The 14,551-nt window shown below is 73.1% G+C and carries 11 protein-coding genes and 1 pseudogene; 6 read left to right on the top strand and 6 right to left on the bottom strand.

Translation table 11 applies throughout. From position 1 onward, the window contains the following. Window positions 1-2: 2 nt before the first annotated feature. The 3 genes and pseudogenes from RFN52_RS20950 to RFN52_RS20940 form a co-directional block, all read right to left on the bottom strand. Window positions 3-407, bottom strand: a pseudogene (locus RFN52_RS20950) (SMP-30/gluconolactonase/LRE family protein); the annotation flags it as partial. 106 nt (window positions 408-513) lie between these two features. Next, window positions 514-2,310, bottom strand: coding sequence for a flavin-containing monooxygenase (locus tag RFN52_RS20945; RefSeq protein ID WP_184848107.1), 1,797 nt, complete (start codon window positions 2,308-2,310; stop codon window positions 514-516). 47 nt (window positions 2,311-2,357) lie between these two features. Next, entirely contained in the window at window positions 2,358-3,128 is a 771-nt protein-coding gene (locus tag RFN52_RS20940) for an SDR family NAD(P)-dependent oxidoreductase (RefSeq protein WP_184848106.1), read from the bottom strand. Window positions 3,129-3,283: 155 nt separating this feature from the next. Here RFN52_RS20940 and RFN52_RS20935 point away from each other — a divergent pair, with 155 nt between their 5' ends. After that, window positions 3,284-3,913, top strand: coding sequence for a TetR/AcrR family transcriptional regulator (locus tag RFN52_RS20935; protein WP_184848105.1), 630 nt, complete (start codon window positions 3,284-3,286; stop codon window positions 3,911-3,913). A gap of 200 nt (window positions 3,914-4,113) precedes the next feature. Here RFN52_RS20935 and RFN52_RS20930 read toward each other — a convergent pair whose 3' ends face one another. Continuing rightward, window positions 4,114-5,109: a LacI family DNA-binding transcriptional regulator gene (locus tag RFN52_RS20930; protein ID WP_184848104.1), complete on the bottom strand. Its 996-nt coding sequence runs from the start codon at window positions 5,107-5,109 to the stop codon at window positions 4,114-4,116. A 277-nt stretch (window positions 5,110-5,386) separates the two neighbouring features. Here RFN52_RS20930 and RFN52_RS20925 point away from each other — a divergent pair, with 277 nt between their 5' ends. Then, window positions 5,387-7,441, top strand: a complete 2,055-nt coding sequence (locus tag RFN52_RS20925) for a glycoside hydrolase (RefSeq protein ID WP_184848103.1) — start codon at window positions 5,387-5,389, stop codon at window positions 7,439-7,441. A 185-nt stretch (window positions 7,442-7,626) separates the two neighbouring features. Here RFN52_RS20925 and RFN52_RS20920 read toward each other — a convergent pair whose 3' ends face one another. Further along, a complete protein-coding gene (locus tag RFN52_RS20920) occupies window positions 7,627-8,106 on the bottom strand; it encodes a MarR family winged helix-turn-helix transcriptional regulator (protein ID WP_311241009.1) in 480 nt (159 codons plus the stop codon). A gap of 81 nt (window positions 8,107-8,187) precedes the next feature. Between RFN52_RS20920 and pip the strand changes: the two genes are divergently transcribed. Further along, the gene (gene pip, locus RFN52_RS20915) at window positions 8,188-9,150 is read left to right on the top strand and encodes a prolyl aminopeptidase (protein WP_184848102.1); all 963 of its coding nucleotides are present in this window, start codon (window positions 8,188-8,190) and stop codon (window positions 9,148-9,150) included. A gap of 280 nt (window positions 9,151-9,430) precedes the next feature. On the opposite strand, the gene RFN52_RS20910 is transcribed toward pip, so the two are convergent. After that, window positions 9,431-10,774 (bottom strand): AfsR/SARP family transcriptional regulator, encoded by a 1,344-nt coding sequence (locus RFN52_RS20910; RefSeq protein ID WP_184848101.1) that lies wholly within the window; start codon window positions 10,772-10,774, stop codon window positions 9,431-9,433. Between the two features lie 120 nt (window positions 10,775-10,894). Between RFN52_RS20910 and RFN52_RS20905 the strand changes: the two genes are divergently transcribed. The 3 genes from RFN52_RS20905 to RFN52_RS20895 all read left to right on the top strand — a co-directional run bounded on the left by RFN52_RS20905 (window position 10,895) and on the right by RFN52_RS20895 (window position 14,523). Next, window positions 10,895-11,401, top strand: coding sequence for a hypothetical protein (locus RFN52_RS20905; RefSeq protein WP_184848100.1), 507 nt, complete (start codon window positions 10,895-10,897; stop codon window positions 11,399-11,401). A gap of 120 nt (window positions 11,402-11,521) precedes the next feature. Further along, a complete protein-coding gene (locus RFN52_RS20900; protein WP_184848099.1) occupies window positions 11,522-12,409 on the top strand; it encodes an amidohydrolase family protein in 888 nt (295 codons plus the stop codon). 170 nt (window positions 12,410-12,579) lie between these two features. Next, complete coding sequence (locus RFN52_RS20895; RefSeq protein WP_311241008.1) at window positions 12,580-14,523, top strand: glycoside hydrolase family 97 protein; 1,944 nt, start codon at window positions 12,580-12,582, stop codon at window positions 14,521-14,523. Window positions 14,524-14,551 lie beyond the last annotated feature (28 nt).

Here is a 14,551-nt window from a genome sequence, read left to right as displayed (position 1 = left end):
CCCTACGGGTTCGGGGCCAGCCGCAGCACCGTGCCCTCCCCGTTCGACGACAGGAGCAGGGAGCCGTCCGGGGCCGCGGCGAGGCCGGCGAAGCGAGGGGCCAGGCCGGGGACGCCATGGGCGAAGAGCGCCGGTTCGGGACGCCGCTCGACGCCCCGGGGCAGGCCGACGGCCAGGTCCTCGGCCTCGACGCGGCACTCGCCCGTGGTCAGCGACACCGACCACAGCCTGCGGTGCTCGGCGTCCACGGTGAACAGGTCGTCGCCGTGCACGGCGAGGCCCTGCGGGGCGCCCAGACCGTCCGCCCGGACCACCGGCCCCTCGTCGTCGAGGCGGAGCACCGCGCCGAGCCGGTCGTCGCTGACGTAGCAACGCCCTCCGGTGTCGAAGGCCACGTCCACGGGGTGCTGGGGCCGAACGCGACCCCGTTGGAACCCCACAGCGGATGGGGCGGGTTGAGGCGTCGGGCCGCCCGGCGCGTACGGGGCACCCCGTACCCGCTCGCACGCTCCGTCACGATCCCAGCACCTCGTCCATGCCGCCCTGGGCACGCCAGCGCCGGATCAGCTCGTAGAACGCGATCGGGCCGTCGCCGTAGGACTCGCCGCGGGGCCTCGGCATGCCCTCGGCGTTGTAGTAGCCGGGGGTGCACTCGGCCTGGAAGGCGTACAGGTCGGCCGACTTCTCGCGGATGGTGGCAACCCACGCGTCCTCCGCCGCGGCCGACGGTTCCACGCACCGGGTCCCGCGCCGGTGCGCCTCCGCGATCACCTCGGCGACATGGCCGGCCTGTTCGTCCAGGACGTGCACGTAGTTCACGGAGGCGGCGCTCTGCACCGAGCCCAGCATGAACAGGTTGGGAAAGCCCCGGCTGTAGAAGCCGTGCAGGGTCCGCGGGCCGGTCGCCCGCCAGGCGTCGAGCAGGGCGACGCCGTCCCTGCCGTACGCGGGGAGCCGCCCGGACAGCAGCCCGGAGACGCCGACCTCGAAGCCGGTGCCGAAGACGACGCAGTCGACCTCGTACTCCACCCCGCCCACCACGACGGCGCGTTCGGTGATGCGCTCCACTCCCCCGTGGTCGGCGGTGTCCACCAGGGTGACGTTCGGCCGGTTGAAGGTCTCCAGGTACTGGTCGCTGAAGGTGGGCCGCTTGCACATGTAGCGGTACCAGGGCTTGAGCTTCTCCGCCGTCTCCGGGTCCTCGACGACCGCGTCGACCCGGGCGCGCAGCTCGTTCATCTTCTGGAAGTCGGCGATCTCCTCCAGGTGTTCGCGCTCCTCGGGCGTGAGGCCGGTGAAGTGGTTGGTCGGGATGAGCTTCTGCTGGAGACGGGCGCTGCTGGTCCAGCCGTCGGCCACCAGGTCCTCGTCGGTCCGGGCGCCCGTGACGACCGCGAGGAAGTTGTCCCTGCGGCGCCGCGCCCAGCCGGGCGTGAGCGAGCCGGCCCACTCGGGGTCCGTGGGGCGCTGGCCGCGCACGTCCACGGAGGAGGGGGTGCGCTGGAAGATGTACAAGTGCTGTGCGTCCCGGCCGAGATGGGGGACGACCTGGACGGCCGTGGCGCCGGTGCCGATCAGGGCCACGCGCTGATCGGCGAGTTTCGTCAGTGCGCCGTTCGCGTCGCCGCCGGTGTAGGCGTAGTCCCAGCGGCTGGTGTGGAACATGTGCCCCTTGAAGGTCTCGATGCCTTCGATGCCGGGCAGTTTGGGCTGGCTGAGCAGGCCGGTCGCGACGACGACGTGCCGTGCCCGCATCCGGTCGCCGCGGTCGGTCGTGACGGTCCAGGCGGACTCGCCCTCGTTCCAGCGCAGTTCGGTCACCTGCGTGCGGAAGCAGACGTCGCGGTAGAGGTCGAAGTGGAGGGCGATCGCCCGGGCGTGCTGCCGGATCTCCTCACCCGGGGCGTACTTCCACTTCGGGACGTAGCCGAGCTCTTCGAGCAGGGGCAGGTCGACGTACGACTCGATGTCGCAGTGGATGCCGGGGTAGCGGTTCCAGTACCAGGTGCCGCCGAAGTCGGCGCCCTTCTCGACGACCCGTACGTCCCGCAGGCCGGCCTCGCGCAGCCGGGCGGCGGCGAGCAGTCCGCCGAAGCCGCCGCCGACGACCAGGACGTCGACGCGGTCGGTCAGGGGCTCGCGGGTGAAGCCGGGTCCGGCGTGCGGGTCGTCGTCGAAGTGGCCGAACTCGCCGGTGGTACGGCGGTACTGGCGGTTGCCGTCGGGGCGGATGCGCCGGTCGCGCTCGGCCCGGTAGCGCTCGCGCAGGGCATGCGGGTCGACGTCCGGCGGGGTGTGGGGGGTGGACATACGGGTCCTCTTCCTCTCGTGCCGCAGGTTGGGGGGGGGTGGGGCGGTCAGACGGCCGCCCAGGCGTTGTCCACGGGCAGGACGACGCCGTTGATCCCGCTCGCCGCGTCGGACGCGAGGTAGACGATGGCGGCGGCCTGCTCCTCCGGCTCGCAGATGCGGCCCATGTTGACGAAGTGCGGGCCGATGACAGCCGGTCCGTGCGCCTCGGGGTCGATGCGGACATCGGCGGTGATGCCGGTGGCGGTGCCGCCCGGGGCTATGGCGTTGGCTCGGATGCCCTGGTCGCGGTACATCACCGCGAGGGAGCGGGTCAGTCCGAGGACGCCGTGCTTGGAGACCGTGTACGCGGTGCCCGCCGCGCTGCCGCGCAGCGACGCCTCGGACGCGGTGGTGACGATGGCGCCGCCGCCCGCCGCGATCATGTGCGGCAGGACGGCCCGGGTCAGCAGGAACGGCGCGGTGAGGTTGATCCGCAGGACCCGCTCCCACTCGGCGTCGGTCACGTCCGCCGCGGCGGACATGGTGTCCATGACGCCCGCGTTGTTGACCAGGACGTCGATGCCGCCGAAGGTGCCGACGGCGGCGGCCACGACCGCGTCGACCACGGCGGGCTCGCTCAGATCCCCGGTGACGGCGAGGGCCGTTCCCCCGGCGGACTCGACGGCCTCCACCACGCTCTTGGCCCCGTCGGCGTTCAGGTCGGCGGCCACGACCCGCGCCCCCTCCCCGGCGAACCTGAGGGCTGCCGCGCGGCCGATGCCGGAGGCGGCTCCCGTGACGATGACGCTCTTGCCTGACAGACCCGTGGCACCCATGGCGCTCCTTCGCTCGTCGCTGGCGGGGCGTCAGGCACCGTACTGCTTTTTGGCTCAGTGCGACATAAAGACGCGACGTGCCATAGAGGCGCTGTACGACTTCAAGACATGGCAGGACATAAAATAAGGTGTGCAGGGCAAGTGGAGGAGGGCGCATGGCCGGACGAGCAGGTGGTGCCACGGGGCGGCCGCCGCTGACGGAGCGGCGGCGCGCCGAGACGCGGATGGAGATCGCCGAGGAGGCGGTCCGGCTCTTCGCCGCCAAGGGCGTCGCGGCCGTCACCGCAGAGGACATCGCCCTGGCCTCCGGGGTTTCCACGCGCACGCTGTGGCGGTACTTCCGATCCAAGGAGGAGTGCGTACGCCCCCTGCTGACCACCGGACTCGATCTGCTGACGGACCGGCTGCGGGACTCCTCCGGCGACCATCGCTCCGTCGCCGAGGCGATCCTGAGCCTCCAGCAGGACGACGACGCCACCCCGCGCCTGCGGGCCCTCGGCGACCTGCTCCGGCTGTGCCGGGACGAGCCGGGGCTGCGGGCGGTGTGGCTGGAAGCGCACTACGACGCGGAGGCCGCGTTCGCCGCGATGATCGCCGCCCGCTCGGGCCGCCCCGCCGGCGACCTCGCGGTCCGGGTGGAGGCGGGCGTCCTGAACACGGCGCTGCGCATCGGCGTGGAGGACTGGGCCCTGCGGCCCGACCGGTCGGCGGGGCCGTCCTTCGCGGAGACGGTGACGCGGGCGCTCCGGATGATCGGGGGAATCGAGGGCGGCGCGGGGCGGTGACCGGCCGGCTTCGGTACCGCGCCCGGTGACGAGGTCACACGCGGGGGCGACAGCACCCCCCTCCGACACCGCCGAGAACAGATCGCCACCTCACCGCCCGGGCCGCGGCCCGCCGTACTCGCCCGCCGGCGCCCGGCGACGAAGTCACACGCGGGGGCGACAGCACCCCCCTCCGACACCGCCGAGAACAGATCGCCGCCTCACCGCCCGGGCCACGGCCCCGCCGTACTCGCCCGCCGCACCAGCCGCGTCGGCACCAGCGTCGTCGTCCCGTGCTCCACGCCGTCCTGCCGCATCTTGCTGAGCACCCCCTCCACGCACAGCCGCCCCACCTCGGCGAAGTCCTGGTGGATGGTGGTGAGCGGCGGGAGGAAGGACGCGGACTCCGGGATGTCGTCGAAGCCGACGACGCTGACCTCGTCGGGGACGCGGCGGCCGCGTTCGTGCAGGGCGCGCAGCAGGCCCAACGCCATCTGGTCGTTGGCCGCGAACACCGCCGTGCACTCCGGCTCGTCGGCGAGGAGCAGGCCCGCCCGGTAGCCGGATGCGGCCGACCAGTCGCCTCGGACCAGGGGCGGCGGGGTGCGGCCCGCCGCGGTGAGGGTGGTGCGCCAGGCGTTGGCGCGGCGCTGGGCGGCGAAGGAGCCCTCGGGACCGGCCAGGTGCCAGACCGTGTCGTGGCCGAGGTCCAGCAGGTGCCGTACGGCGTCCCGGGCGCCGCCCGCCTGGTCGGTGTCGACGACGGTGTAGCGGTCGCCCGCGTCGGAATCGGCCACCACGACCTGCACGCCGGGAGGGAGGGACACCGTCGCCGCGTCGAGCAGGTGGATCTCCATGATGACGATGACGGCGTCCACGGCGAGCTCGCCCAGCCGGGAGAAGGCGCCGTTCACCTCGTCCTGGGTGGGGACGGCCACCGGCAGCAGGGTGACGGCGTACCCGTGCTCGGCGGCGGAGGTGGCGATGGCCTCCAGGGTGCGGATGTTGCCCATGGTGGACAGGGAGAAGGTGATCACGCCGAGGGTGCGGAACTCGCCCCGGCGCAGCGCCCGGGCCGCGCTGTTGGGGCGGTAGCCCAGCTCCCGCATGGCGGCCAGGACCTGCGCGCGGGTGTCCTCGGTGACGCCCGGGAAACCGTTGGAGACGCGGGAGACGGTCTGGGAGGAGACCCCGGCGAGCCGGGCGACGTCCGCCATGGACGCGCCCTGTCGGGGCCGGGCCGCACGCCTTCTCGTACGGCTCGCGCCCGCCGGTTCTCTCTCGCCGTCCACGGCGCCCACCTGCCCCTCGTTCCCCTCGCCGCGCACCCGGCGCAATTTTCGGTCCGGAACGAGTCCTTGACCCCTGAGATTCGGACAGTGTAGACATCCCGCCAGTGGATGTTTACGTAAACATTGCCTAGTCGAAATCGTACGAGAAGGCGTCCAACCGCACCAGAAGCCCGCACCGGTCGCACGAGCTGGAGTACTCGAGATGGCACACCGCACCCGTAAGAGAAGGCTCCTCGGGGCCATCGGCGTCACCGCCGTGGCGACCGGAACCCTCCTGGCCACGACGACCCTGCCCGCCGCGCACGCCGAGCCGGCCCAGGCCGCGGCCGCCGGCGTCACCGTCCGGCCCGACCCCTCCTACGCCGGGGACAAGTTCGAGGGCTGGGGCACGAGCCTGGTCTGGTTCGCCAACGCCACCGGCGACTACCCGCCCGCGGTCCGCGAGAAGCTCTACAAGCTCCTCTTCGGCGACGACGGTCTCAACCTGAACATCGCCCGCTACAACATCGGCGGCGGCAACGCCCCCGACGTCAAGGACTACCTGCGGGCCGGCGGCGCCGTCGAGGGCTGGTGGAAGGCCCCGGCGGGCACCACCCGCGAGGACGTCGACTGGTGGGACGCGGACGACCCGGCGGACTGGAACAAGAGCGCGGACAAGACGCAGCGCTGGTGGGTCGACCGCATCAAGAAGGACATCACCCACTGGGAGACCTTCAGCAACTCCCCGCCCTGGTTCATGACCGAGAGCGGCTACGTCTCCGGCAACTTCGACGCCGGCAAGGACCAGCTGAAGCCCGAGTCGGTCGAGGACTTCGCCAAGTACCTGGTGGGCGCGACCGAACGGCTGGAGAAGGCGCACGGCATCAAGGTCGACACGCTCGACCCGTTCAACGAGCCGAACACCGACTACTGGGGCACCAAGCTCGGCCCGGACGGCGAGCCGACCGGCGGACGCCAGGAGGGCGCCCACATCGGCCCCGAACTCCAGCAGAAGGTGCTCCGCGCGCTGGCCCCGGTCCTGGAGGAGTCCCGTTCGGGCGCAGAGATATCCGCGATGGACGAGACCAACCCCGGCACCTTCGCGGCGAACTGGAACTCCTACCCCCAGGAGGTCCGCGATCTCGTCGCCCAGATGAACGTCCACACCTACGGCACCGGCCAGCGCACCACCGTCCGCGACCTGGCCAAGGCCGCCGACAAGCCGCTGTGGATGAGCGAGGTCGAGGGCGACTGGGGCGACGGCCAGAGCTTCACGGACATGCGGCCCGGCCTGGGCCTCGCCCAGCGCATGGTGGACGACCTGCGGGAACTGGAGCCGAAAGCCTGGGTGTTCTGGCAGCCCGTCGAGGACTACGACAACATGAAGCCGGGCGGCGAGTCCGCCAAGGGCGGCAACTGGGGCGAGATCCAGCTCCCGTTCAGCTGCACCTCGAAGGACACCCTGAAGTCCTGCCCGATCTACACCAACACCAAGTTCGACACGGCCCGCAACTTCACGCACTACATCAAGCCCGGCGACCGGCTGATCAAGACGAACGACACCTCCAGCACCGCGGCGGTCTCCCGCAAGGGCGACGCGGCGACCGTCGTCCACGTCAACAGCGCCACCGAGGCACGCGAGGTCACCCTCGACCTGTCGAAGTTCGGCCGGGTGTCCTCCCGCGCCACGGTCACTCCCGTGGTGACCAGCGCCGACGGCAAGCTGGAGAAGCACAAGCCCGTCCGCGTGACCGGCAAGCAGGCCACCCTCACGGTGCCCGCGCAGTCGGTGACGTCGTTCCTCGTCAAGGGCGTCTCGGGCGTCGCCAAGGACGCCGCCGAGCTGCGCAAGGGCCACACCTACCGCCTGACCGGCGTCCAGAGCGGCAAGGACCTCACCATCGCCGGCAACGGCACGGGCCTGGTCATCAAGACCCCGAACACGACCGACCCCAGCGGTCAGCAGTGGCGGGTGGAGCAGATCCGCGGCGAGGACAACCGCAAGCGCTACGTCCTCACCGAGACCGGCGCGGACAAGCGCCTGGCCATCCGTGACGGCGCCCTGGTCGCCGAACCCGACGAGGGCCGCCGCGACACCGCCGCGCAGTGGATCGCGTCCACGACCGGCGACGGTTCATGGACGCTCGTGAACGCGGCGACCGGCCAGCTCCCGGACGTCGGCGGCCAGTCCACGAACGACGGCGCCTCCGTGGGCGTCTGGCAGCCGAACTCCGGGTCCAACCAGCGCTGGAGGGTCACCGAGGTGACGGGCGGCTAGCGCTTCGCGTCCCGCCCTGCCCCGTGCCTGCGCCCCCGCCCGTCATCGGATGCCGATGGCGGGCGGGGGCGCGGTCGAGGTTCCCGCGGCACCGGCGCACTGACCAGTCCGCACAAAAGGTGGGTACTCCCGGAGGCCGGACAGTTTCTGCCCCCTGTCGGCCGACCTGGCGGGCCGGCCCCCGGTCACGCGGTCCGGCGAGCCGCCGCCACCCGTTCCCGGAACGGCCGCCGTCCCACCGCCTGCGCCACCTCGGCCAGCAACTCCCCCAGCGGCATCGACAGTTCCGCGTCCAGCTCCGCCATCGCCGCGGCCGTCGCCTCCCACTCCGCCTCGATCCGCGGCAGCAGCGACCGGGCCTCGGCCGTGAGGCCGACCAGCCGGCGGCGGGCGTCCAGCGGGTCGGGGGTGTGGGTGACCAGGCCCGCGCGGGCCATCTGGGCGGCGGTCTGGCTCGCCGCCGAGTGCGTGACGCCGATGGCCTCGGCCAGGTCGCGCACGGAGAGCGGGCCTTGCGCCACGAGGGCACGGACGACGGGGGAGAAGCGGGGCCGGTACCCGGCCATGCCCTGTTCCTCGTAGACCGCGGCCACGTCACCGTCGAGCAGCTCCAGGACGTGGCGGAGCAGTGTCCCCACGGCGGCCGGATCCGGTTGATTCCTCACGCTGATAATCTAACAGCGCTGTTATATCCAGGGTGTGTCCGAGGCAAGTCGTCCGAGGCAGGTCAGGAGAGGACATCGCGCATGGCCGAGCCCTATCCCCCCGGCATCGAGCCGTACGCGCACGGCATGCTCGATGTCGGCGACGGCAACCGCGTGTACTGGGAGGTCTGCGGGAACCCCGCGGGCAAGCCCGCCCTCGTGCTGCACGGCGGGCCCGGTTCCGGGGCGGGGCCCTTCTGGCGGCGGCTGTTCGACCCGGCGGCGTACCGCATCGTGCTCCTCGACCAGCGCGGGTGCGGGCGGAGCACGCCCGACGCGGCCGACACGGGAACCCCGCTCGCCGCCAACACCACGCACCATCTCATCGCCGACATCGAGCGGTTGCGGGAGCACCTCGGCATCGGGGAGTGGCTGGTCCTCGGCGGCTCCTGGGGCGTCACCCTCGCCCTGGCCTACGCCGAGCGGCACCCGGGGTCCGTGTCCGGGCTGGTCCTCTTCAGCGTCACCAGCACCACGCGCCGCGAGGTGGAGTGGGTCACCCGGGACATGGGGCGGATCTTCCCCGAGGAGTGGGCCCGGTTCCGCGACGCCGTGCCGGAGGCCGAGCGCGAGGGGAGCCTGGTGGAGGCCTACGCCCGGATGCTCGCCGACCCCGATCCCGCCGTACGGGAGCGGGCCGCGCGGGAGTGGTGCCGGTGGGAGGACGTGCACGTCTCCACCCTGCCCGGGCACCGGCCCGACCCGCGCTACGAGGACCCGCGCTTCCGGATGCGCTTCGCCCGGCTCGTCACGCACTACTGGCGGCACACCGCCTTCCTGGAGGACGGGGCGCTGCTGCGCGACGCCGGGAAGCTGGCCGGCATCCCGGGCGTGCTGATCCACGGCCGGATGGACATCAGCGGGCCTGCGGACATCGCGTGGCACCTGGCACAGGCGTGGCCGGACGCGGAACTCGTCCTGATCGGCGGCGAGGGGCACGGGCTGTCGGGAACCTCCATGACGGCGGCCGTGGTGGCGGCGACGGACCGGTTCCGGGAGGCGTGAGGGCTCCGCGGGGCGCCGTCCGGCGGGTGGCAAGGGGCGGGCGGCGGGCGGCGCGCGGCGGGCGGCAGGCTGCCCGGGGGGCAGGCTGCCGGGGGGCAGGCGGCGCGCGGCAGGCGGCGCGCGGCAGGCGGCGCGCGGCGGGCGGCAGGCTGCCCGGGGGGCAGGCTGCCGGGGGGGCAGGCGCCGCGCGGCAGGCAGCAGACGGCAGGCGGCGCGCGGCAGGCGGCGCGCGGCCGCGCTTCCGGCCGCCAACGCGTCACCCCCCCCCCCGGCCCCGTCCTCAGCTCACACCGCAGCCCCGTCTCGTCCCGCACGTGCGCAGGCTGCACCACCTGCGGCGGCCGCTCTCGTCGAGGAACAGCCAGCCGCAGTCGGGGGCGGGACAGGTGCGGACGGTGAAGCGGCGGGGGTCGGCGAGGAGTTCGCCCGCCGTGCGGGCCACCGCGTGCAGGGGCAGGCGCAGCCCGGCGGACGGGGACGGCTGCCAGCGGCCCAGGCCGTCCTCGCCCCGGGTGAAGACCGAGAGCCCCGCGGCCTCCTCCACCACCGCGGCGACCGCCTTGAACGCCCGGCCGTCCTGCGGGTCGGTCAGGCAGGCGTACAGGTCCGTGCGGAACCGCCGGGCCTCGTCGAGGGCGGCGGTGGCCTCGTCCGGCCGGCGCAGGGCCTGTTCCCGCAGCCGGGCGGTCTGCCGGTGTTCGGTCAGGTCCAGGTGCCCGGCCCACACGGCGAACGTGGCGTAACCGGGCAGCCACTCCGACCCGGGACGCCGGTCCCCGCCCCACCCGGCGTAGGTGTTGCAGAACTCCAGCGCGGGGTGTCCGCTCGTGCTCCAGGGGAGCCACTGGTCGTCGACCCGCACCGCGTAGACGGGCCCGGGCGGCCGGTCCAGCCGGGGGTCGCCGCTCAGCATCCGCTCGTACAGGGTGCGCAGTTCGCTGCCCGGCTCGATGCCGAGGTCGGTCGCGAGAAGGGCGCGGGTACGGCCGTAGAGGCGGAGCGCTTCGGCCCGGCGGCCCGAGCGGTGCAGGGCGGTCATCTGCGTGGCGACCAGGTGCTCGCGGGCCGGATGCTCCTGGAGCAGCGGCGTCAGGTCCGCGACGACCCGCTCGGGCAGCCCCATGCCGAGCTGGGCCTCCGCCCGTCGTTCCGCCGCCGACAGCCGCAGTTCGCCCAGTCTGCCGTCGAGCCGTGAACGCAGCCGGTCGTCGGCGACATCCGCGAGCAGGGGGCCGCGCCAGAGGGCGAGGGCACGGTCGTAGTGGCCGATCCGCTCCACCGGGTCACGGGCGTCGGCCGCGTGCCCGACGAGCTCGGTGAACTCCTGCGCGTCGATCCGGTGCGGGCCCCGCTCCACCGCGTAGCCGTCGTGCCGGGTCTCGACGGACACCTCGTACGGCCGGAGTGCGGCGCGGAGCCGGCCGACGTAGGTGTGGACGGTGGCGCGGGCCGAGGCGGGCGGGGCGTCGTCCCAGAGCAGGTCGATGAGGCGGCCGGTCGAGACGGAGTGGCCGGCGTGCAGCAGCAGGACGGCCAGCAGGCACCGCTCCTGACGGCGGCTGCCGAGCAGCACGGGCCGCCCCTCGTGACGGGCGGCGAACGGACCGAGCAGCTGGAAATCCATGGCTGCCCGGCAGCGTAACCGGGCGGCGCGGCCGGGGGCCGGGAGTGGTGAGGCTTTGGTCAGAAGCAGGGGCCAGACTTCGGCGCACCGTCCTTCCGCCCCTCTTCCCCAGGGAGAATCATGCGTCGAATCGCCCTCGCGCCACTGGCACTTGTGGCCGTGCTGCTCGGCCCGCAGCCCGCGTCCGCCGCTGACGGGCCCGGCTGGGAGCCCGCGCCCTCAGCACCGTGGGACGTCGCCGCCGGTGTGCGGTGCGACTTCCCCGTCCACGGCGAGCCCGTCGTCGACGAGGTGGTGCGGCGGGTGCTGAGCACCTACCCCGACGGCTCCGCACGGCGGGTCGCCTACAAGGGCGACCTGGTCATCCGCGTCACGAACACCGGGACCGGCGCCACCCACGACGCCGACGCGAGCGGCTCGGCCGTCGTCGAGTACCGGCGCGACGGATCACAGCGCTGGGCCGTGCACGGCCCGGTGTTCGTCGGCGTCGGGGAGGGCGGTGGCACCCTGCCGCGCGGCCTGTACATCATCGACGGCGTCTACACGATGGACATCGGCGCCACCGGGTACAAGTCCGTGCACCTCGTCCACGGGAGCACGGACGACCTGTGCGCCCGCATCGGCTGAAGCGTCGCCACGTCGCCCGGAGATGGGGACGGCGGGCCGTGGCGGGCGTGACCGATCCCTCACGGATCTCTCGCGCACGGCACTGGCCCCGCCGCCCCGTCCCACCCGATCGTGGGCACCATGAACGATCACGGTGACGAGCCCGATGACATCCGCCGCTTCTGGGGGCGGCTCGGGCTCCCCGGCCTCGTCGACGTGCACACGCACTTCATGCCCGAGCGGGTCCTGGACAAGGTCTGGGAGTACTTCGACGCGCTCGGGCCGCTCACCGGCGGGCTGGAGTGGCCCATCACCTACCGGGAAGCGGAGGCCGAACGGGCCCGGATCCTCCGGGGGTTCGGGGTCCGGGCCTTCACCTCGATGCTCTATCCGCACAAGCCCGGCATGGCCCGCTGGCTGAACGGCTGGGCGGCCGACTTCGCGCGCCGCACCCCGGACTGTCTGCACACCGCGACCCTGTTCCCCGAGCCGGGAGTCGAGGCGTACGTACGGGAAGCCGTCGCGGCGGGCGCGCGGGTCTTCAAGGCGCATGTGCAGGTGGGGGCCTACGACCCGGCCGACGACCTGCTCCGTCCGGCCTGGGGCGTGCTGGCCGAGGCCGGGGTCCCCGTGGTGATCCACTGCGGTTCCGGTCCCGCGCCCGGCAAGCACACCGGCCCCGGGCCGATCGCACGGGTGCTGGCGGAGCACCCCCGGCTCCGGCTGATCGTCGCCCACATGGGGATGCCCGAGTACGAGGAGTTCCTCGGCCTCGCCGAGCGGTACGGGGAGGTGCGGCTGGACACGACGATGGCGTTCACCGACTTCGCCGAGCGGCTCGCGCCGTTCCCGCGCCGGGCCCTGCCCCGGCTGGCGGACGCCGGCGACCGCATTCTGCTCGGCTCCGACTTCCCCAACATCCCCTACCCGTACGTGGACCAGCTCCACGCGCTGGAGCGGCTGGACCTCGGGGACGCGTGGCTGAGGGCGGTGTGCCACGACAACGCGGCGGAGCTGTTCGGCCTCTGACCGCGCCCGGCCCTCCGTGTTCGCGTATCCCAGGAGCTCCGGGGTCTTGACCCGCCTTCGCGGCGGCGCGTAGAACTGCACTCGCCGCCGACGGAAAACGGTTACTACCCTATTACTACGAGGGAAGGTCCCTGACGATGAGAGCTGCGGGAGATCGGGAAGAGCCCTCCGTGAGGCCGGCGTCCCGCCGGGTGATGCTCAAGGGCGCCGCCACCGCCGGACTGACCGCCACCGGACTGACCGCCGCCGGGACCGGCACCGCACCCGCGGCGTCCGCGGCATCCACGGCCGGCGACGACCGGCCGCGGAGCGTCACCGCCCGGATGGGCGGCACCTCCGTCACCCTCTCCGTCGCGCACGGCGTCCTCCGCTGGTCCGCCCGCCGCGGCGGGCGGACGGTGGTCGCCGCCTCGGCCCTCGGCCTCCGGCTCGACGACGGCACCGTCCTCGGCCGGGACGTCCGGGTGATCCGGGAGCGGCACCGCACCCGCCGCACCACCTGGACCCCGGCGTACGGCCGCAACGCGACGGTCACCGACCACTACCAGGAGCAGCGCTGGGACCTGACGGACCGGGCCTCCGGCATCCGGTTCGGCGTGCAGGTGCGCGCCTACAGGACCGGCGTCGCCCTGCGCTACCTCCTCCTCGACCAGGGCACCGCCACCATCGCCGACGAGCTGACGACGTTCGTCTTCCCGGACGGCACGACCGTCTACAGCGCCCGCGACGAGAACGCCTACGAGCCGGTGGCGCCGGGCTCCCTACCCGTCACCGGCACCGCCACCACGGACAACGGCCCCCTGACCGACCTGCCGCTGACCGCCACGCTGCCCGGCGGTCTCATCGCCTGCGTCTGCGAGTCGTCACGGGTCATGTACCCGCGGCTGATGCTCGGTTCGGTCCCCGGCGAGCCGAACACCCTCTCCGCGTTCCTCATGGAGCACACCGCCCGCGGCACCGGCCCGGTGGAGACGGCCACGACCGTCACCACGCCCTTCGCCACCCCGTGGCGGGCGGTGGTCATCGGCGCCACCCACGCCGAACTCGTCGACAACGCCGAGCTGGTCCTCAACCTGGCCCCGCCGAACGCCCTTTCCGACACCGCCTGGATCAAGCCGGGCAAGGTCTTCCGCTGCGAACTCACCACCGCCGCCGGACTCCAGGGCGTCGACTTCGCCGTGGCCCGGGGGCTTGAGTACATCGAGTACGACGCCGGCTGGTACGGCCCGGAGTTCAGCACGCCCGACGCCACCCGGCCCATCGCCGCCATCGACCTGACGTCGGTCGTCTCGTACGCCACGAGCCAGGGCATCGGCGTCTTCCTCTACGTCAACCGGCTCGCGCTGACCGACGCCGATTCCCTGTTCGCGCTCTACAAGAGCTGGGGCGTGCGGGGCATCAAGCTCGGGTTCATCAACGACGGCACGCGGACGATGACCGACCGGATCATCGACTGGGCGAGGACCGCCGCGCGGTACGAGCTGCTGATCGACATGCACGACGACGTCCGGCCGTTCGGGTACGAGCGGACCTACCCGAACTGGATCAGCCTGGAGGGCGTGCGCGGCAACGAGCAGTTCCCGACCGCCACGCACAACGTGACGCTGCCGTTCGCCCGCAACATCGGCGGCCCGATGGACTACACGATCTGCTACGGCCAGTCCCGCGACAAGACGACCAACGCCCACCAGATGGCCATGGCCGCGGTCTACTACCAGCCGCTCAACTTCCTCTTCTGGTACGACAAACCGTCCAAGTACAACAACCCGGCGAACTGGCCCGGCCTGCCCTGGTTCAACGCCGTGCCGGTGACCTGGGACGAGAGCCGCACGCTCGCCGGTGCGATCGGCGAGTACATCGCGGTGGCCCGGCGCAACGGCTCCACCTGGTACCTGGGCGCCATGACGAACGAAGCGTCCCGCACCCTGTCCCTCCCCCTCTCCTTCCTCGGCGGCGGCACCTGGACGGCGACGGTCTACGCCGACGGCACCCCGGGCGCGAACCCGTACCAGACCCCGGTCGTGGTCGGCACCCGGACCGTCACCGCCGACGGCACCCTCGACGTGGCGATGGCCCCGGCGGGCGGCCAAGCCGTCGTCCTGAAGCCGGGCTGACCCCCCGGCCCGGGTGGGGAAACCCCCC

It is taken from the genome of Streptomyces collinus (assembly GCF_031348265.1).
Classification (GTDB): Bacteria; Actinomycetota; Actinomycetes; order Streptomycetales; family Streptomycetaceae; genus Streptomyces; species Streptomyces collinus.
The sequence above is the reverse complement of the archived record's forward strand: the minus strand, read 5'-3'. Positions and strand labels throughout refer to the sequence as shown.

What these genes read in the sequence shown, in the direction of transcription:
- RFN52_RS20945 (WP_184848107.1), bottom strand. Translation starts at nt 2,310, where the DNA reads ATGTCCACCCCCCACACCCCGCCGGACGTCGACCCGCATGCCCTGCGC.
- RFN52_RS20940 (WP_184848106.1), bottom strand. Translation starts at nt 3,128, where the DNA reads ATGGGTGCCACGGGTCTGTCAGGCAAGAGCGTCATCGTCACGGGAGCC.
- RFN52_RS20935 (WP_184848105.1), top strand. Translation starts at nt 3,284, where the DNA reads ATGGCCGGACGAGCAGGTGGTGCCACGGGGCGGCCGCCGCTGACGGAG.
- RFN52_RS20930 (WP_184848104.1), bottom strand. Translation starts at nt 5,109, where the DNA reads ATGGCGGACGTCGCCCGGCTCGCCGGGGTCTCCTCCCAGACCGTCTCC.
- RFN52_RS20925 (WP_184848103.1), top strand. Translation starts at nt 5,387, where the DNA reads ATGGCACACCGCACCCGTAAGAGAAGGCTCCTCGGGGCCATCGGCGTC.
- pip (WP_184848102.1), top strand. Translation starts at nt 8,188, where the DNA reads ATGGCCGAGCCCTATCCCCCCGGCATCGAGCCGTACGCGCACGGCATG.
- RFN52_RS20910 (WP_184848101.1), bottom strand. Translation starts at nt 10,774, where the DNA reads ATGGATTTCCAGCTGCTCGGTCCGTTCGCCGCCCGTCACGAGGGGCGG.
- RFN52_RS20905 (WP_184848100.1), top strand. Translation starts at nt 10,895, where the DNA reads ATGCGTCGAATCGCCCTCGCGCCACTGGCACTTGTGGCCGTGCTGCTC.
- RFN52_RS20900 (WP_184848099.1), top strand. Translation starts at nt 11,522, where the DNA reads ATGAACGATCACGGTGACGAGCCCGATGACATCCGCCGCTTCTGGGGG.